Origin of the sequence: Maribacter arenosus (assembly GCF_014610845.1) — a bacterium.
GTDB classification, from domain to species: domain Bacteria; phylum Bacteroidota; class Bacteroidia; order Flavobacteriales; family Flavobacteriaceae; genus Maribacter_A; species Maribacter_A arenosus.
In genome coordinates, this window is record NZ_JABTCG010000009.1 from 16,028 (window position 1) to 33,613 (window position 17,586).

General features: G+C 39.7%; 15 protein-coding genes. 9 read left to right on the forward strand and 6 right to left on the reverse strand.

What is annotated here, in order from left to right; all coding sequences use genetic code 11:
- Window position 1: 1 nt before the first annotated feature.
- Window positions 2-730: a bifunctional demethylmenaquinone methyltransferase/2-methoxy-6-polyprenyl-1,4-benzoquinol methylase UbiE gene (gene ubiE, locus HPE63_RS17540; protein ID WP_188315612.1), complete on the reverse strand. Its 729-nt coding sequence runs from the start codon at window positions 728-730 to the stop codon at window positions 2-4.
- Between the two features lie 252 nt (window positions 731-982).
- Between ubiE and trkA the strand changes: the two genes are divergently transcribed.
- Window positions 983-2,332 (forward strand): Trk system potassium transporter TrkA, encoded by a 1,350-nt coding sequence (gene trkA / locus HPE63_RS17545; protein ID WP_188315613.1) that lies wholly within the window; start codon window positions 983-985, stop codon window positions 2,330-2,332.
- 1 nt (window position 2,333) lies between these two features.
- The gene (locus tag HPE63_RS17550; RefSeq protein WP_188315614.1) at window positions 2,334-3,824 is read left to right on the forward strand and encodes a TrkH family potassium uptake protein; all 1,491 of its coding nucleotides are present in this window, start codon (window positions 2,334-2,336) and stop codon (window positions 3,822-3,824) included.
- Window positions 3,825-3,852: 28 nt separating this feature from the next.
- On the opposite strand, the gene HPE63_RS17555 is transcribed toward HPE63_RS17550, so the two are convergent.
- Window positions 3,853-5,037 (reverse strand): pyridoxal phosphate-dependent aminotransferase, encoded by a 1,185-nt coding sequence (locus HPE63_RS17555; protein WP_188315615.1) that lies wholly within the window; start codon window positions 5,035-5,037, stop codon window positions 3,853-3,855.
- 13 nt (window positions 5,038-5,050) lie between these two features.
- Window positions 5,051-6,154 carry a fatty acid desaturase family protein gene (locus tag HPE63_RS17560; RefSeq protein ID WP_188315616.1) on the reverse strand — a complete coding sequence of 368 codons (1,104 nt, stop codon included), beginning with the start codon at window positions 6,152-6,154 and terminating at the stop codon, window positions 5,051-5,053.
- Window positions 6,155-6,261: 107 nt separating this feature from the next.
- On the opposite strand from HPE63_RS17560, the gene rsmG reads away from it, so the two are divergent.
- Window positions 6,262-6,897: a 16S rRNA (guanine(527)-N(7))-methyltransferase RsmG gene (gene rsmG, locus HPE63_RS17565; RefSeq protein WP_223198210.1), complete on the forward strand. Its 636-nt coding sequence runs from the start codon at window positions 6,262-6,264 to the stop codon at window positions 6,895-6,897.
- 620 nt (window positions 6,898-7,517) lie between these two features.
- Here rsmG and pruA read toward each other — a convergent pair.
- From pruA to HPE63_RS17580, 3 genes are all read right to left on the reverse strand, one after another.
- Window positions 7,518-9,146: an L-glutamate gamma-semialdehyde dehydrogenase gene (gene pruA / locus HPE63_RS17570; protein ID WP_188315618.1), complete on the reverse strand. Its 1,629-nt coding sequence runs from the start codon at window positions 9,144-9,146 to the stop codon at window positions 7,518-7,520.
- An 83-nt stretch (window positions 9,147-9,229) separates the two neighbouring features.
- Window positions 9,230-9,616, reverse strand: a complete 387-nt coding sequence (gene apaG / locus HPE63_RS17575; RefSeq protein ID WP_188315619.1) for a Co2+/Mg2+ efflux protein ApaG — start codon at window positions 9,614-9,616, stop codon at window positions 9,230-9,232.
- 410 nt (window positions 9,617-10,026) lie between these two features.
- Window positions 10,027-11,271 (reverse strand): type IX secretion system plug protein, encoded by a 1,245-nt coding sequence (locus HPE63_RS17580; RefSeq protein ID WP_188315620.1) that lies wholly within the window; start codon window positions 11,269-11,271, stop codon window positions 10,027-10,029.
- Window positions 11,272-11,421: 150 nt separating this feature from the next.
- Here HPE63_RS17580 and HPE63_RS17585 point away from each other — a divergent pair, with 150 nt between their 5' ends.
- The 6 genes from HPE63_RS17585 to nqrF are packed head-to-tail and all read left to right on the forward strand — an operon-like array spanning window position 11,422 to window position 17,540.
- A complete protein-coding gene (locus HPE63_RS17585) occupies window positions 11,422-12,774 on the forward strand; it encodes a Na(+)-translocating NADH-quinone reductase subunit A (protein WP_188315621.1) in 1,353 nt (450 codons plus the stop codon).
- A 3-nt stretch (window positions 12,775-12,777) separates the two neighbouring features.
- Window positions 12,778-14,061, forward strand: a complete 1,284-nt coding sequence (locus HPE63_RS17590) for an NADH:ubiquinone reductase (Na(+)-transporting) subunit B (protein WP_188315622.1) — start codon at window positions 12,778-12,780, stop codon at window positions 14,059-14,061.
- A gap of 2 nt (window positions 14,062-14,063) precedes the next feature.
- Complete coding sequence (locus HPE63_RS17595; RefSeq protein WP_188315623.1) at window positions 14,064-14,813, forward strand: Na(+)-translocating NADH-quinone reductase subunit C; 750 nt, start codon at window positions 14,064-14,066, stop codon at window positions 14,811-14,813.
- Between the two features lies 1 nt (window position 14,814).
- Window positions 14,815-15,462 carry an NADH:ubiquinone reductase (Na(+)-transporting) subunit D gene (locus HPE63_RS17600; RefSeq protein ID WP_188315624.1) on the forward strand — a complete coding sequence of 216 codons (648 nt, stop codon included), beginning with the start codon at window positions 14,815-14,817 and terminating at the stop codon, window positions 15,460-15,462.
- Window positions 15,463-15,483: 21 nt separating this feature from the next.
- Window positions 15,484-16,230, forward strand: a complete 747-nt coding sequence (gene nqrE / locus HPE63_RS17605) for an NADH:ubiquinone reductase (Na(+)-transporting) subunit E (protein WP_188315625.1) — start codon at window positions 15,484-15,486, stop codon at window positions 16,228-16,230.
- Window positions 16,231-16,232: 2 nt separating this feature from the next.
- Entirely contained in the window at window positions 16,233-17,540 is a 1,308-nt protein-coding gene (gene nqrF / locus HPE63_RS17610; protein ID WP_188315626.1) for an NADH:ubiquinone reductase (Na(+)-transporting) subunit F, read from the forward strand.
- The last annotated feature ends 46 nt before the right edge of the window (window positions 17,541-17,586 follow it).

A 17,586-nucleotide genomic window follows, 5' to 3' on the forward strand; every position in this document is an offset into this window, starting at 1 on the left:
TTTATTTTGTGGCTATATAAATAGATGCAACCCCAAAGGTTTGCGGTTTGTTCACTACATCTATAAACCCGATTTTACGTAAAATATTGTTGAACTTCTGGCCATGTGGGAAAACGGAAGCCGATTTACTCAGATACGCATATGCAGAATCATCTTTGGAGAACAGCCTACCTATTTTCGGTAGCATATATTTGGTATAAAATACATACCCTTGTTTGTATGGTGATTTTGTGGGCACCGAGGTTTCTAAAACTACAAATGTGCCCTCGGGCTTCAACACCCTATGTATTTCGGCAAGTCCTTTTTCAAGGGTCTCGAAATTACGGACCCCGAAGGCTACGGTTACGGCATCAAAGGTATCATTGTCGAAAGGTAGATTTTCACTATCGCCTTCTATCATCTCTATGGTTTGGTCCAACTTTTTGTCATGTACCTTTTTCTTTCCCACTTCCAACATACCTGGGGAAATGTCCAAACCAACGATCTTATGTGCCCCGGTTTTAACCAGGTTGATGGCCAAATCCCCCGTTCCTGTGGCAATATCCAATATTAGGTCAGGTTGTTTTTGCTTTAGGATGGCCACTACCCGTTTTCTCCATTTTATATCAATACCAAAGGAAATCACTCTATTTAAACCATCATAATTCCCCGAAATCTTGTCGAACATTCGGGTAACCTGTTCCTTTTTTCCTAAATCCGAATTCTTGTAAGGTGTTACTTTTTTGGTCATTGAAAAAATTTCGACAAAGATACAATTTAGCCAATAGCTATTTTTTTTTTAGTGATAAAGGATGATTACCACTTCACTTATCACTTATTAAAGTGATTATGAACCCGGAAAAAATATGTAATTTTGTGCAGCATTTATTGCATATATTCATTCAATGGGCTGTTTAAATAGCGTATTATCTCATAAAATATTTCTTTTTGAAAATCAATTAAGATATGATTGTCTTAATCGTGAAATCAATACTTTTACTACATGAAAATTATTATTGCCGGTGCTGGTGAAGTAGGGTTTCACTTGGCAAAATTACTCTCATACGAATCTCAGAATATTACCTTGATAGATACGGATAAAGAGAGTTTGGTATATGCGGATAATCATTTGGATATTAAGGTGTTGCGAGGTGATGCTACTTCGATTTCCTTATTGAAGGAAGCTGATGTGCATCACTCGGAACTGGTCATTGGTGTTACATCTTCGGAGACCACCAATCTTACCTTTTGTATGTTGGCCAAGCAATTGGGCTGTAAAAGAACCATAGCAAGAATCTCAAACACGGAATTTATCCAAAATAGGGATATTATACGTTTTTCTGAATTAGGAATAGATGAATTGATTTCACCTGAGCAGTTAGCTGCAGAGGAAATTCAACTCTTGTTGAATAAATCGGCCTTTAATGATACGTATGAATTCGAGGGGGGTAAATTGATTATGGTCGGAGTTTCATTGCAAAAAAGTGCACCTTTCGTGGGTAAAACGGTGAAAGAAGCGGCCCAAATATTCACAGAGCATCATTTTATGCCCATTGCCTTACAACGCTTGGGGACCCAATTCACTGTTATACCACGGGGGGATACCATTTTCAAGGAAGGTGACCAGGTTTATTTTATAACAACCCCGGAAGGGGTCGATGAGTTGTACAAATTGACCAACAAAAAGAAGGAAGAAATCAGGAATGTCATGATCCTCGGCGGAAGTAAGGTTGGATTTAAAACTGCGAGGGATCTATGTGCAAAGAAATTCAACGTTAAGCTTATTGAAAAGAACAAAGAAAAGGCCTTTGATTTGGCTGATGATCTTCCTAATGCTCTTGTCATCAATGGTGATGGTAGAAATGTTGAATTATTAGAGGAAGAGAGCTTGGATTCTATGGATGCTTTCGTGGCCGTAACCGGTAATTCCGAGACCAATATCATGTCATGTTTGGTAGCAAAATCAAAACATATTAAAAAGACAATCGCACTCGTTGAGAATATGGACTATTTTCAACTTTCACATTCTATCGGTATTGATACGCTTATCAATAAAAAGCTTTTGGCTGCGAACCATATTTTCAGGCATATTAGAAAAGGGAAGGTAGTAGCCCTAATGCGCCTTAACAATCTGAATTCAGAGATCCTCGAATTCGAAGTTAAACCAACTTCAAAGGTTAGGGGCAAGCTAATCCGGGAAATCGAATTTCCCGAGGAAGCTACTATAGGTGGTGTCGTCAGGGATGGTATAGGTGTTATTGCCCTCGGGGATTTTAAAATACGGTCCGGGGATAGGGTAGTGGTCTGCTGTTTGCCTGATGCCATACCAAAAATAGAACGTTTATTTCTCTAGTATGTCTTTGAATTCCAAAATCATAATCCATTTAATGGGGCTTCTTTTGCTCTTTAATGGATTGTTCATGCTTTTTGCTGCGATAATGAGCGGTATTTATGATGATGGCGCTACCTTGGATATTACCTTGGCTTCCATAACCTCAATGTTCATTGGGATTACTGCCATGTATTTTACGAGAAACCATAAGAAGGAGGTAAAGCGAAAGGAGGGGTATATCATAGTTACCTTTGGGTGGATCGTGATGTCTATTTCTGGGATGTTGCCCTATTTATTTTCTGGGGCGATTCCCGATGTCACCAATGCCTTTTTCGAAACGATTTCTGGTTATACGACTACCGGAGCGACGATTTTGGATGATATTGAGATTTTGCCCAAAGGTATTTTGATCTGGAGAAGTCTTACCCATTGGATTGGAGGAATGGGAATCATTGTACTGGCCATTGCCATACTTCCTCTTTTAGGAATTGGGGGAATGCAGTTGTTCGCGGCTGAGGCCCCAGGCCCAAGTGCCGATAAATTACATCCAAGGATTACAGATACGGCAAAACGACTTTGGTATATTTATGTGGGATACACCATTGCCGAAACCATATTGCTAAAGTTTGCTGGCATGTCTTTCTTTGATGCTTTAAACCATTCCTTAGCAACCTTATCGACCGGCGGATTTTCTACAAAAAATGCGAGTTTGGCATATTGGAACGACCAACCATTGATTCAATATATCGTTATCTTTTTCATGTTTTTGGCAGGGAGCAATTTTGTACTTAGCTATTTTGCCTTTAAGGGGAAAATACAACGTGTATTAATGGATGAAGAATTTAAATTCTACTTTACCTTTATATTGATATTTACCGTTATTGTTGCTTTGGGAGTATATTTCCAAGCAAATGTTCCTGTGTCGGATTATCATCCTATGGTCAACGGACCTGCCGAAAGTGCCTTTAGGCATGGCCTTTTTCAAGTCGTTTCGGTAATAACAACAACAGGTTTTGTAACCGCGGATTTTAGCAATTGGACCCCGTTCCTTAAGGTCCTCTTTTTTGGTTTGTTTTTTCTAGGTGGTTCGGCAGGGTCAACTGCTGGTGGTATAAAAGTTATGCGACACCTTCTTATCATTAAGAATGGCATATTAGAGTTTAAGAGAACCTTACATGCAAATGCGGTTATTCCCGTTAGATATAATAATAAAACAGTAAGGGAGCATATCGTCTACAATATAATCGCCTTTTTCGTACTGTATATGTTGTTGTTTATCATCGGTTCCCTGGTGTTGGGTTTCTTGGGATTGGATTTTGAATCTGCAGTAGGCGGAGCAGCTTCCTCTTTGGGGAATGTTGGTCCAGCTTTGGGCTCCCTTAATCCATTGAGTAATTTTAACGGATTACCTCTATTGGGGAAATGGTGGCTAGGTTTTTTAATGCTCTTAGGAAGATTGGAACTCTTTACTGTACTGATTATCTTAACACCTTACTTTTGGAAAGACATATAAAAAAACCCGCTTTTGCGGGTTTTTGATTTTATAACGCGGCTTTAATCCGTGATATGGCTTCCCTCAGCTCCGCTTCAGAAGCGGCATAGGAGATTCGTATGCAATTAGGGTTGCCAAAGGCTTCGCCGGTTACCGTAGCAACATTTGCGAATTCCAATAAGTACAAGGCAAAGTCAGAGGCATTATTGATTTTTTTGCCTTTCATTGTTTTTCCGAAGAAACTCGATATGTCAGGAAATACATAGAAAGCACCTTCAGGGACATTGAGATTGAAACCTTTTATTTCTCCCAAAAGGTCAAGGATCAAATCCCTTCGTTTATGAAATTCATCGATCATAAACTGAATTTTACTTATAGGGGCTTCCAGGGCCGTAATGGTTGCCCTTTGGGCAATGGCATTGGCACCACTTGTGTTTTGTCCTTGAAACTTGGTGCATGCTTTGGCGACCCAATCTGGCCCTCCAAGATATCCTATACGCCAACCCGTCATGGCAAATGCTTTCGAAACCCCATTGACGGTTATCGTACGATCATACATACCATCAATACCGGCAATACTCACATGACCTCCCCTAAAGTTAATGTGCTCATAAATTTCGTCGGACACAACAAAAATACCTGGATGCTTTTTTAGGACCTCGACCAATCCTTTTAATTCTTTCTCGTTATACACCGAACCACTGGGGTTGCAAGGCGAACTAAACCACATCATTTTGGTCTTAGGGGTAATGGCTGCCTCGAGTTGTTCGGGAGTCATCTTAAAATCAGAGGCAATACTGGTGGGTACTTCAACAGGAACACCCTCTGCAAGTTTTACAATGTCGCTATAACTCACCCAATAAGGGGCTGGTAAGATAACCTCGTCCCCCTTATTCAACATAACCATGGCTATATTGGCCAATGACTGCTTGGCGCCGGTCGAAACTACAATCTGGTTTAATCCGTATTCTAGATTATTGTCTCGCTTGAATTTGTTCGAAATGGCCTGTTTTAAATCGACATAGCCATCCACCGGTGAATAACTGCTATAATTCTCGTCTATGGCTTTTTTTGCGGCTTCCTTGATAAAATCGGGGATATTGAAATCGGGTTCCCCTAAACTCAACCCAATAATATCTTTGCCTTGACCTCTTAGTTCCCTGGCTTTTGCAGCCATGGCCAATGTGGCCGAAGTAGCCATATTGTTAATTCTTTCGGATAAATGGTTGTTCATTGAATTCTTAAATTTACTGGTACTGTAATGTGGGTTTTTTACCCAATTCCCTTAAATGTTTGAAGTGCGAAATTATAGCTTTTCTTGTAGTTTTATATTCGTTATAAGGTAAATTAAACTCTTTTGCTGTTTGTTTAACAATTTTGGAAATATTTGTGTAATGTATATGGCTAATATTAGGGAAAATATGGTGTTCAACCTGATGGTTCAACCCTCCGGTAAACCAGTTTACAATACGGTTTTTGGTCCCAAAGTTTACAGTCGTGAATAATTGATGTATCGCCCAGGTATTTTTCATAGTCCCGCTTTCATCAGGCAAAGGTGTTTCAGCCTCATCTACGACATGTGCCAATTGAAATACCACACTAAGGATAACGCCTGCCACATAATGCATAATAAAAAAACCAATTAATATCTTCCACCAAGCAATGTCCAAAATAAGCATGGGCAGCACGATCCAAATGGCCACATAGATTGATTTTGTGATGACCAAAGTACTCCAATTGATCACTGGATTGGGTAGTTTGCCAAAGGAAAGCTTTCTCTTCATATAACGGTACATCTGCTGAAAATCAGTGGTAATGGCCCAATTGAAAGTTAAAAGTCCATAAAGGAAAATCGAATAAAAATGCTGGAATTTGTGGTATTTATGCCATTCGGCATGTTTGGAAAAACGTAAGATGCGACCCGCTTCCAAGTCTTCATCATGTTCGTGGATATTGGTATAGGTATGATGCAGAACATTATGCTGCACTTGCCAATTGTATACATTACCTGCAAGGATGTATATACTGCCGCCCATTATCTTGTTGATCCATCTTTTAGAGGAATAAGAGCCATGATTGCCGTCATGCATTACGTTCATACCAACTCCGGCCATTCCCACACCCATAACAATGGTCAATAGCAGGTTGGCCCAATTTGGCAACCCTAAGGTCAATATTAAAAAGTAGGGGGTTAGGAATAAGGCGAACATGACAATTGTCTTTAGATGTAATCGCCAGTCACCGGTTTTTTTCTTGTGGGTTTCTTTGAAATATTCGTTTACTCTTTTATTTAAAGTCTTGAAAAATTGGGCGGAATCCTTTCTGGAGAAACGCACTGTTTTTGTATCCATCTGTTGAATGCTATGTGTTAATATAAGGCAATGACAGCGTATTAATAAAATTGTTTCAATTAAAGGGAAATCCTAATATGCTATTTTTGCAAAATACAAAGATAAACATGAATGCCGAGATAGTATTTAAATATTTTCCCAATTTATCCGATATTCAACGTCAGCAGTTCGTGGCATTGGAAAATTTGTACAAAGATTGGAACCTCAAAATCAACGTGGTATCACGCAAGGACATTGAAGACTTGTATTTGCGCCATGTCTTACATTCCCTGGGCATTGCTATGGTACAACCCTTTAAGCCGGGCAGTGATATTTTGGATGTAGGCACAGGTGGTGGGTTTCCGGGCATACCCCTGGCCATTTTGTTTCCAGATTCTAAATTCACATTGGTAGATTCTATTGGTAAAAAGATCAAGGTCGTTGAAGAAGTGGTCGATGGCTTGCAATTACAAAATGTAACCCCAATAAATAAGAGGGTTGAAGATTTGGACAAACAGTTCGATTTTATAGTCAGTAGGGCGGTCGCAGCAATGCCTACCTTTGTGCATTGGGTAAAGGGAAAAATTAAAAAGGAGTCAAAACACGAAAGGCGAAACGGAATTCTTTATTTAAAAGGAGGGGACTTGTCAGAAGAACTGAAAGACTATAGGAATGCACAGACCCTTGAATTGTCCGATTATTTTTCGGAAGATTTTTTCAGCACGAAAAAAGTGGTCTATCTACCCCTTAAATTCAAGGGGTGATCTCTTAGATTTTAAACATTGAATTGAAGGCATAACTGCAATCCTCTGCATACTTCTTAATATATTTCTGCACTCTATTTAAATAAGAGAACATACTGTTCATTGACGTGTCTTGATTGTTGTTTTTTGCATTCATAGGTTCATAAATTAGGAATGTAAATTCTATTTTTACTAAAAATTTACATTTACTTAACGTTAAATTTACATAGAAATTGTCCAGCTTTCCAAATAATAGATGTTAAAGTATTTATAATTAGGTAATTACGTTAATTCTGCTGATGGTTTTGGCCGGTTTAAAATGGAATTTTTTGACGTTTGTTTCTACGTATTTTAAATCCGAAAAATAAAATCAATATTATAGTAAAGGATTTGCTTTCCTATATTCTATCCCATCCCTTAACCAATACAAATCCTCTATGGGATTGTTTGTTCCGCAGATCGAGCCACCAATATCAAAACAGGAAATAACAACGAATACTAATATGAAGCCTTGGATTATTTTTATCATAAAACAAGGTTTGGGTGTTCGTATAGATGTATACCCCTTACTCGGTTGAGTAATAAGAAGCCCCTATTCTCTAGAGAATAGGGGCTTTTTTATCTGGGGTTAAACCCTGTTGTTAACCCAAAAATGGGTATCTATAATCAATTGGGGTAACGAAAGTCTCTTTGATCAATCTTGGCGAGACCCATCGTAACAGATTTTGTGCAGATCCTGCCTTATCATTGGTTCCGGAAGCCCTAGCTCCTCCGAAAGGCTGTTGGCCAACAACGGCACCGGTTGGTTTGTCATTGATATAAAAATTACCCGCACAATTCTGCAACGCTTTGGTCGCTTCATCAATAGCGTAACGATCTTTTGATAACACAGCCCCTGTTAATGCATACTCAGAGGTTTGATCAATCAATTCCAACGTTGCCGACCAATCCTTATCATTATAAACGTATACCGTTACCACGGGACCGAACAATTCGGTTTCCATCGTAGTATAATGTGGGTCTGTGGTTAAAATGACCGTTGGGGCTATAAAATAGCCTTTCGATTTGTCATAATCTCCACCGGCCACGATCTCTGCATTTTTGTCTTTTTTCGCTTGGTCAATGTATTTGGTCAATTTGTCAAACGAACCTTCATGGATGACAGCCGTTATAAAATTGGTCATATCTTCAGGAGAACCGGGTTTGTTGAAAGACGCTAGATCTTTTTTTACCAAATCCAAGATTTCCTTTGATGACGATTTGGGTAAATACACCCTTGAAGCGGCACTGCATTTTTGACCTTGGAATTCAAACGCACCTCGGGTTATCGCTGTAGCGACTTGTTGTGGATTTGCTGTTGGATGTGCCAAAATAAAATCCTTACCTCCGGTTTCACCCACTATTCTCGGATATGTTTTATACCTGTGAATATTATTACCTATCTGTTTCCAGAGTTCCTTGAATACATAAGTCGAGCCCGTGAAATGCAATCCAGCGAAATCGGGACTATCCAACAGGGTTTTCGTAATCATGACAGGATCACCGTACACCACATTGATCACCCCATCGGGAAGTCCAGCTTCCTTGAAGACATCAACAATCACTTTTGCAGAAAATATTTGACTATCACTGGGTTTCCAGATAACAACATTCCCCATCATCGCCGCACTGGCAGGTAAGTTACCCGCAATGGCAGTAAAATTGAATGGGGTAATGGCGTAAACAAACCCTTCTAAAGGCCGATATTCCACTCGGTTCCAAACACCTTCTGCAGAATCGGGTTGTTCTTCATAAATTTGGGACATATATTCCACGTTGAAACGGAGGAAATCTATGAGTTCGCATGCGGCATCAATTTCCGCTTGGTGTATGTTTTTTGACTGTGCGATCATGGTTGCCGCATTGATTTTGGCCCTGAAAGGTCCAGCAATTAGGTCTGCGGCTTTTAAGAATATGGCGGCCCGCTGCTCCCAGGTTAAATTGGCCCAAGCGGTTCTAGAATCCAAGGCGCTTTTTATGGCCTGTCCTATATGCGCCTTATCAGCCAGATGGTATTGCCCAACGACATGTTTATGGTCATGTGGTGGGGAAATGGGTTTTGTCTTTCCTGTCCTTATTTCCTTGCTTCCGATATAGAATGGAATATCAATATTCCCGTTAAAAAATGTCTTGTATTGTTCCAAAACTTCCTTTCTTTCCGGATTACCGGGAGCATAACTTTTAATTGGCTCGTTGATGGCCGTTGGTACCTGAAAAAAACCTTTACCCATTGTCGTATTTTTTAAATTGAAAAACTGACCAAAGGTACTGAATTGGCAATCGATAAAAAACTAATTGAAGTGTAAAAGAAGAATCAATTCAAGGCAAAGGGGGCACTGAACTTGAAGGTAGGGATGTAAACCCTGAATTTTTCGGAAGACCCTATTTTGACCATATTATAATGACCTTTCATCGCCCCGATTGTAGAGGCCAACAAGCAACCGGAGTTGTACGTGTGCGACTCTCCTGGTTTAATGACCGGTTTTTTACCAATAACCCCTTCGCCATCCAAAACTTCAGTTTCATTCAATGAATCATAGATTCGCCAATGCCTTGAAGTCAGTTGTACCGAATCTTTGCTTTGGTTCTCTATGGTTATGGTATAACCGAACGCAAAATGCATTTTGTAGTTTTTGAAGAATGTACCTTCAAAACTGGTGTTCACTGATATTTTTATTCCTTTGGTTACTTGTGTTATCATCGCCATTTTCATATGTTATTAAACATTCAGTGAACATTGGATTTACTGAAATGCCAGCTAAAATAAAAAAAATCGTTTTTAAAAAAAGATATTTAACTATTGTTTAAAAGTTTCTTCTTTGTAGAATTTCCGCATGGCCTGATACAGGTAGATGGAAAAGATAGTTATGAAAACCCAACCACTATCCAGGGCAATTATGGTGTCTACTAAAAACTAATAAGGAGCAAGATAATCAACAGTGATTGATTATGGAAGGTAAATATGGGATTATCGGTATAATTGTATTTTTTTCTGATGTACACCTGTCAAATGATTATCGTAGTGCCTAGTGGGTCGATGAAAGTTTCGCATGGGAATTTCGTAAAAAGAGTCGATTGCCAAAAACCATAAGCCATGGAGGTTAAAATAGGTTAGTTACTGATGTTTTGGGAATTAGTTGATCCTACACCTATGATGCTGTCATAGATATCCCCAAAGTTTCGGTAATAAACCAATATTAAATAGCTGTTTTCTGTAAAATGGAAATTACCCGAAATAGTATTCAATTCTATGACCTCATTATCCCGTTCAATCACATATTTATAATTGTAAAACCCCTGTTTCAACAATAAGGTGGCTTCCATCATTCCATTGGTCTCATTGTAGGTCATCTTATTTTCATCACCCAAAGCATAATTATTGAATTTCCCATATACGAAAACATCATCGAGTGCGATTGCTTCTGAATAAGGAAGGCTAAAATGCACGTTGGTGTAGTCGGCTTCCCGGGATACGTCGTCACCTTGTAACGTTCGCACTACAAAGTCCCCATTAATGTCAGGGAAGTACGTATAGGGCCTTTCTGCTCTGAAACGGTCTGCAAAAAGGTAATGGTTGTACAAATCCTCAACTTCTATATGGGATATTGCCGAACTCGGTGCCCTCAAATCCTTAGTGTCGAAATTTAAATATTCATTACCGCCAAAAAAGCTGGTTTCCTGGTCATATTTGTAAACAAGTTCATTCCCTATTGTAAATTGTGGGGTAATATTGTATAAGGCCGTTGGCCAATGATAATTCTGTAGAATGGCCACTTTAATCTCTTTTTTGGGGTTTACCCAACTAAAGCTACCCGCGTTTATATTGAATTGAACAACCTGCTTTTCATCGATGAACGAAAAATCCCTAGTACGCTTAACGACACCTCCAACTTTGACCAAATCTTTATACACGATAAATTTTCTCGAAAATTGTAGGTCGTTACTACCATTGTAGATTTCCAAAAGGTAATTGCCACTAACCTTTAAACCTACATTCTCATTAGGGATGGTCAATTTGTAATTGGAATATGGCTGTAAGGTGGTATAACTGTTTTCATAATCCAATATGCGCTGGTTGTCAATACCACTCAAATATTGCGATTTTAATAATTGGGAAGGTGTCCAGTCATAATCACAATGGATAATTTTATAGTAATAATCCTGTTCGTTGGCAAGAAGGTCATCAAACTCCAAAAAAATAGGTTCACCTATTTGAACAATTGGAAATTGATCATCATTTTCCCCTTTGAAACTAATCGATTTTATCGTTGGAGGGGCATTTACTTCTTCTTGGACCTGCGCGAATAAGGTAGGTGCAAAAAGCACGAGTAAAAAATGTTTAAGAAAAAGCCGCATTTAGGGTTAAATTTTCCGGTAAAGGTAAACAAAAACCATACCTTACAAATTCTCTACGGTGAAATGCCAAATTTATGGACGATAATTATGAATACTTTCCATTAAATGCTATTTTTGCCCGAAAATTTGTTAACCTAAGGTCTACAATTTATGTCTAAAGACATCCGAATACGAAAGGGCTTGAACATTAACCTTGTAGGTGCTGCCGAACAGACAACTTCCAAAGCTGTCTTAAGCAATGTTTATGCGCTAAACCTCAATGATTTTTACGGAATTACACCAAAGATGTTGGTTAAGGAAGGTGCTGAGGTCAAAGCTGGCGAAACACTCTTTTACAACAAGAATAATGAGGCAATGATGTTTGTGTCTCCGGTAAGTGGTGAACTGGTTGAAATTAATCGCGGTGCAAGGCGGCGAATCCTGTCGCTTAAAATTCTTGCCGATAAGTCGCAGTCTGCTATAGACCATGGAGTTTTTGATGTTTCAAAAGCTACTTCAAAAGAGATCAAGGCACATCTATTGAAAACGGGTTGTTGGCCTTTTATTAAGCAGAGGCCTTATGATATCATAGCCAATCCGGATGCAAATCCCAAATCGATTTTTATTTCCGGTTACACTACGGCCCCTTTGGCGGCTGAAAGCGATTATATATTACAAGGTAAGGAAAAGGAGTTACAAGCGGCAATTTCGGCCTTGGGCAAACTAACCCCTGGGAAAGTCCACGTTTCTGTAGGTACGAAATCCAATTCTCCCTTAGTTGGACTTAAAGGCATAGAATTACATAAAGTTTCGGGACCACACCCTGCCGGACTTGTGGGTACCCAAATCAATAGAATTGACCCAATAAATAAAGGGGAAGTGGTATGGACCGTTACTCCTCAGGATTTGGTGATTATCGGAGAGTTGCTTTTGACAGGAAAGTTCAATGCTGAACGCATTGTGGCTTTGGCCGGTTCGTCTGTAAAGACCCCAAAATACTATAAAACAATAATTGGTGCCGAAATCGCTACGTTCCTTTATGGTAGTGGGGTAAAAGATGATGATTTCAGGGTAATCAATGGGGATGTGTTGACCGGTGCTAAAAGTAGACCGGATGGCCATTTGGGGTATTTCAATAACACTGTAACCGCTATACCTGAAGGTGACGATTACGAATTTTTCGGGTGGACCCGACCTGTCTTTAATAAAATATCAACTACTAGGGCTTTGACATTCTCATGGATACAACCCAATAAGAAATATGATTTAAACACCAATACCAATGGTGAACATAGGGCATTTGTAGTTACAGGACAATATGAGGAGGTCTTCCCATTGGATATTTACCCCATGCAACTATTAAAAGCTTGTATGGTGAAAGATCTTGATGAAATGGAGCAATTAGGATTGTATGAAGTGGCCCCTGAGGATTTTTCATTGACCGAATTCATTTGCATTTCCAAACAACCCCACCAAAAGATCATTCGCGAAGGATTGGATTTATTATACAAAGAAATAGGCTAAAAGATGAGTAATAGAAGATTGACTTTTAAGAAAAGACTGCATATACTTAAACATCATTTTAGGGATAAAAAAATGGCACCGGCGTTCGCTGCGTTCCATACCTTCCTATTCACTCCCGATGAAACTACTCATTCGGGTGCCCATGTTAGAGGTGCTGATGATCTGAAGCGAACGATGAACATGGTAATCTTGGCTCTGGTTCCAGTATTGCTTTTTTCTATGTTCAATGCCGGATATCAGCATTATGCCGCTATCGATGTGGCAAACAACGTGTCGCGTGAACTTTCATTGTGGGAAAATTTTCTTACTTGGGACAATTTCTGGATAGGTATTATCAAGGTATTGCCCTTGGTCGTGGTGTCTTACGGAGTGGGCTTAGGTGTTGAGTTTATATTTGCGATCATCAAGGGTCATGAGGTAGAAGAAGGATATTTAGTAACCGGTATGTTGGTGCCCTTAATTGTTCCAATAGATACACCACTTTGGATGTTGGCCATTTCCGTTATTTTCGGAGTCGTCATTGGTAAAGAGGTTTTTGGAGGTACGGGTATGAATATTTTGAACCCTGCCTTGACGATAAGGGCCTTTTTGTTTTTCGCATATCCGACCTGGATGAGTGGGGATAAGGTTTGGGTTTATGAGGCTGTTGAAAGGACAGGTACTGCGGATGCCATATCCGGTGAAACCGTATTGGGGGCCTTGGCCCAAAATAATCTTGCCGAGCTCAATTATTCGGTCTCGGATATGTTCTTTGGATTTATTCCCGGTTCTGTGGGTGAGACCTCGACCTTTTTGATTCTCTTAGGAGGTTTGTTTTTAGTGTTCAGCAAAATTGCGAGTTGGCGTATTATGTTGAGTGCCGTCATCGGATCCCTGGTTATGGGTTACATTTTCAACGTTATAGTTGATATGGGAATCATAACCGAGTACAGTAATTTTTATGGCTTAATGAGTTTTGAATATTGGCAACACTTACTGGTGGGCGGTCTGGCCTTTGGAATTGTTTATATGGCAACGGATCCCGTAACCGGATCCCAGACCAATCGCGGAAAATGGATTTATGGATTCTTGATCGGTTTTCTGTCGGTAATGATTCGGGTATTCAATCCTGCTTATCCGGAAGGGGTGTTCTTGGCTATTTTACTTATGAATGTATTTGCACCGACTATTGATCATTACGTAGTTAAGTCCAATATCAAAAAACGCTTAAAACGGCTTAAGAATGCAACCATTCTTCCGAAGGATTCCGATAGTAAAGCAGAAGAATTAAAAGCAGAAACAGTTTAATCATGGCAATCAATACAGAAAAGAATAGTTACACGATAATTTTTGCAGCCGCCATGGTGGCTGTTGTGGGTACCATTTTAGCCTTTTTGGCCTCTTCTCTGAGTGAAAAGATCAAAGAAAACGAACGACTGGAGAAACAACAGAACATCCTTTATGCCATGGGCATAAATGAAAATGAAGGAGAAGGTAGTGTTAATTTTATACCAACCGATGCGGTTGCAGGTGAATTCTCAAAGTATATTAAAGAGCAATTGATCATCGAAGGGGATAAGATTACCAAAGATGATCAAGCTTATTTGATCGACCTTAAAAAACAGGCTACAGCGGCAAAAAATGGCGAAACCAGAAAACTACCCTTGTTTATTGGGGATAAGGATGGCAAAACATTCTATATCATTCCCATGAGAGGCAAAGGGCTTTGGGATGCCATTTGGGGTTTTGTCGCCTTGGATGAAGAAATGGTGGTCCAAGGGGTTTATTTTGATCATGCCGCCGAAACACCTGGTCTTGGCGCCAATATCAAGCAACGTTACTTTATGGATGATTTCGTCGGGGAATCTATTTTAGACGGAACTAAATACGCCGGTATTACAGTAGCCAAGGGCAATAATGATCCATTGAACGAAATTAAGGATGATAATGAGGTTGATGCGCTAGCCGGGGCCACCATTACAGGAAATGGGGTTTCTGCGATGATCAGTGAAAGCGTAAATCTTTATAAAGACTATTTAGAAACGATTAGAGTTAAATAATATGGCACTACTTTCAAAAAAAGATGCGAATTTAATCATTGACCCGTTAGCCGACAATAATCCTATTACCATTCAGGTATTGGGTATATGTTCGGCATTGGCAATCACCGCGGAGTTGAAAGCTTCGGTGGTTATGGCCATTTCCGTTCTCTTTGTATTGGGTATCGGTAATGTGGTCATTTCCTTGATGCGAAATATCATCCCTTCGAAAATCAGGATAATTGTACAACTTATCGTTGTAGCAACCTTGGTGATTATTGTGGATCAGATATTAAAGGCCTTTGCGTATGAGTTAAGCAAAACCCTTTCAGTATTTGTAGGATTGATTATTACCAACTGTATTATTATGGGGCGTTTCGAGGCCTTTGCGTTGGGTAATGGCCCTTGGAAATCATTTTTAGATGGCATTGGTAATTCGCTTGGTTATGGGGTTATATTAATCATTGTAGGATTTTTTAGAGAGCTGTTGGGCTCAGGAACCTTATTTGGTTTCCCGGTTTTAGGCAACCCAATCGCAAAAACGGGATTATATGCAACAGGATACGAAAACAATGGATTCATGATTATACCACCTGCGGCATTGATCGTGGTTGGGATTATCATCTGGGTACAGCGGTCAAGGAATAAAGCCTTAATTGAAGATAATTAGTAGTTAGTTAAAAATAAAATTATGTTAGAGCATATAGAATTATTTTTTAAGTCCATATTTATCGATAATATGGTGTTTGCGGTATTCTTGGGAATGTGTTCCTATTTGGCCGTTTCAAAGAAAGTGGCGACTGCTGTGGGTTTAGGAGCGGCCGTAATCTTTGTATTGGCAGTGACCGTACCTTTGAATTGGTTATTAGACCAATATTTGCTTCGCGATGGGGCATTGGCATGGTTGGGGCCCGAATTTGCAGATTATAACCTAAGTTTTTTATCCTTTATACTGTTTATTGCCACGATTGCGACCATGGTACAATTGGTAGAGATTGTGGTTGAAAAGTTTTCACCGGCACTATATAATTCACTCGGTATATTCTTACCCTTGATTGCGGTAAACTGCGCAATACTTGGGGGCTCGTTATTTATGCAATCCAGGGAAATCGCGACGTTGGGATTGGCCTTCAATTATGGTGTCAGTTCCGGAATCGGATGGTTCTTGGCCATTTTGGCCATTGCCGCCATTCGCGAGAAGATTAGATATTCGAATGTACCACCACCTTTAAGGGGTCTTGGCATCACCTTTATCATTACCGGATTAATGGGTATCGGCTTTCAAAGTTTTGGGGGTATGCTTACCGGTGGTAGCGAGGAAGAGGCTCCCGTACTAGAAAAAACGGCCGCTGCTAAGGTTGAGGAAGTTGAGGTAAAAGAAAATAAAAAAGAAATCGACGAAAAAGAGATTTCATATAATGACGCTATAAACAAGTAAAAATGATTTTAGCTACAAGTACCGGCGGAACAATTTTAATTACAGTATTATCGTTCCTCATTCTATTATTGGCTTTGGTAGCCCTTTTATTGTTTGCAAAGGAAAAACTTTCACCTTCAGGGCCAGTAACCATTACCATAAATGGTGAAAAGAAAGTCGAAGTGAGCTCAGGGGGTTCCCTGTTATCTACTTTAGGAAACCAAAAAATATTCCTACCATCCGCATGCGGAGGTGGGGGTACCTGTATTCAATGTGAGTGTCACGTATTATCGGGCGGCGGTGAGGCCTTACCCACAGAAACACCACATTTCTCGAAAAGGGAATTAAATGAAGGTGCACGGTTGGCATGTCAAGTAAAAGTTAAACAGGATATGGAAATTACCATTCCTGAGGAAGTATTCGGAATCAAGAAATGGGAAGGTACCGTTGTACGTAATTACAACGTGGCTTCCTTCATCAAGGAATTCGTTGTCGAGATTCCTGAGGATATGAATTATAAAGCCGGTGGATATATACAAATCGAGATCCCCCCTTGTGAAATTAAATATTCGGATATAGATATTACGGCACATCCTGAAGAACATGAGACCCCTGATAAATTCCAGGCCGAATGGGACAAATTCAATCTTTGGCCCTTGGTTATGAAAAATCCTGAGACCGTAGAAAGGGCATATTCAATGGCTTCTTATCCGGCTGAAGGTAGGGAGATTATGTTGAATGTACGTATTGCCACTCCTCCATGGGATAGATCTAAAAATGGTTGGATGAGTGTAAATCCTGGCGTCGCGTCATCTTTTATTTTTGCACAAAAACCAGGGGATAAGGTGATTATTTCAGGCCCTTATGGTGAGTTCTTTATCAATGAATCCGATTCTGAAATGTTGTATGTAGGTGGAGGGGCCGGTATGGCACCCATGCGTTCGCATTTGTACCATCTGTTCAAAACCCTGAAAACAAAACGTAAAGTGACTTATTGGTATGGTGGGCGTTCAAAAAGGGAATTGTTCTATCTAGATCATTTTTATAAATTGGAGAAAGAATTCCCCAATTTCAAATTCTATTTGGCACTTTCGGAACCTATGGAAGAGGACAATTGGAAGGTTAAGGCTGATATAGACGCTCCCGGTGACGGTTTTGTAGGGTTTATACACAATTGTGTCATCGATAATTATTTGAGTAAACACGAATCGCCAGAGGATATAGAGTTGTATTTCTGCGGCCCTCCATTAATGAATAAGGCCGTACAGAAAATGGGTGAGGATTTTGGAATCCCCGATGAGCATATTCGCTTTGATGATTTTGGAGGATAAACCCCTAGTGCTAATTTTGTTTGGCAGTAGTAAGAGAAACATTATA

Bases quoted from the DNA above. Each gene is read 5' to 3' on its own strand.
- ubiE (WP_188315612.1), bottom strand. From the start codon at position 730: ATGACCAAAAAAGTAACACCTTACAAGAATTCGGATTTAGGAAAAAAG.
- trkA (WP_188315613.1), top strand. From the start codon at position 983: ATGAAAATTATTATTGCCGGTGCTGGTGAAGTAGGGTTTCACTTGGCA.
- HPE63_RS17550 (WP_188315614.1), top strand. From the start codon at position 2,334: ATGTCTTTGAATTCCAAAATCATAATCCATTTAATGGGGCTTCTTTTG.
- HPE63_RS17555 (WP_188315615.1), bottom strand. From the start codon at position 5,037: ATGAACAACCATTTATCCGAAAGAATTAACAATATGGCTACTTCGGCC.
- HPE63_RS17560 (WP_188315616.1), bottom strand. From the start codon at position 6,154: ATGGATACAAAAACAGTGCGTTTCTCCAGAAAGGATTCCGCCCAATTT.
- rsmG (WP_223198210.1), top strand. From the start codon at position 6,262: ATGAATGCCGAGATAGTATTTAAATATTTTCCCAATTTATCCGATATT.
- pruA (WP_188315618.1), bottom strand. From the start codon at position 9,146: ATGGGTAAAGGTTTTTTTCAGGTACCAACGGCCATCAACGAGCCAATT.
- apaG (WP_188315619.1), bottom strand. From the start codon at position 9,616: ATGATAACACAAGTAACCAAAGGAATAAAAATATCAGTGAACACCAGT.
- HPE63_RS17580 (WP_188315620.1), bottom strand. From the start codon at position 11,271: ATGCGGCTTTTTCTTAAACATTTTTTACTCGTGCTTTTTGCACCTACC.
- HPE63_RS17585 (WP_188315621.1), top strand. From the start codon at position 11,422: ATGTCTAAAGACATCCGAATACGAAAGGGCTTGAACATTAACCTTGTA.
- HPE63_RS17590 (WP_188315622.1), top strand. From the start codon at position 12,778: ATGAGTAATAGAAGATTGACTTTTAAGAAAAGACTGCATATACTTAAA.
- HPE63_RS17595 (WP_188315623.1), top strand. From the start codon at position 14,064: ATGGCAATCAATACAGAAAAGAATAGTTACACGATAATTTTTGCAGCC.
- HPE63_RS17600 (WP_188315624.1), top strand. From the start codon at position 14,815: ATGGCACTACTTTCAAAAAAAGATGCGAATTTAATCATTGACCCGTTA.
- nqrE (WP_188315625.1), top strand. From the start codon at position 15,484: ATGTTAGAGCATATAGAATTATTTTTTAAGTCCATATTTATCGATAAT.
- nqrF (WP_188315626.1), top strand. From the start codon at position 16,233: ATGATTTTAGCTACAAGTACCGGCGGAACAATTTTAATTACAGTATTA.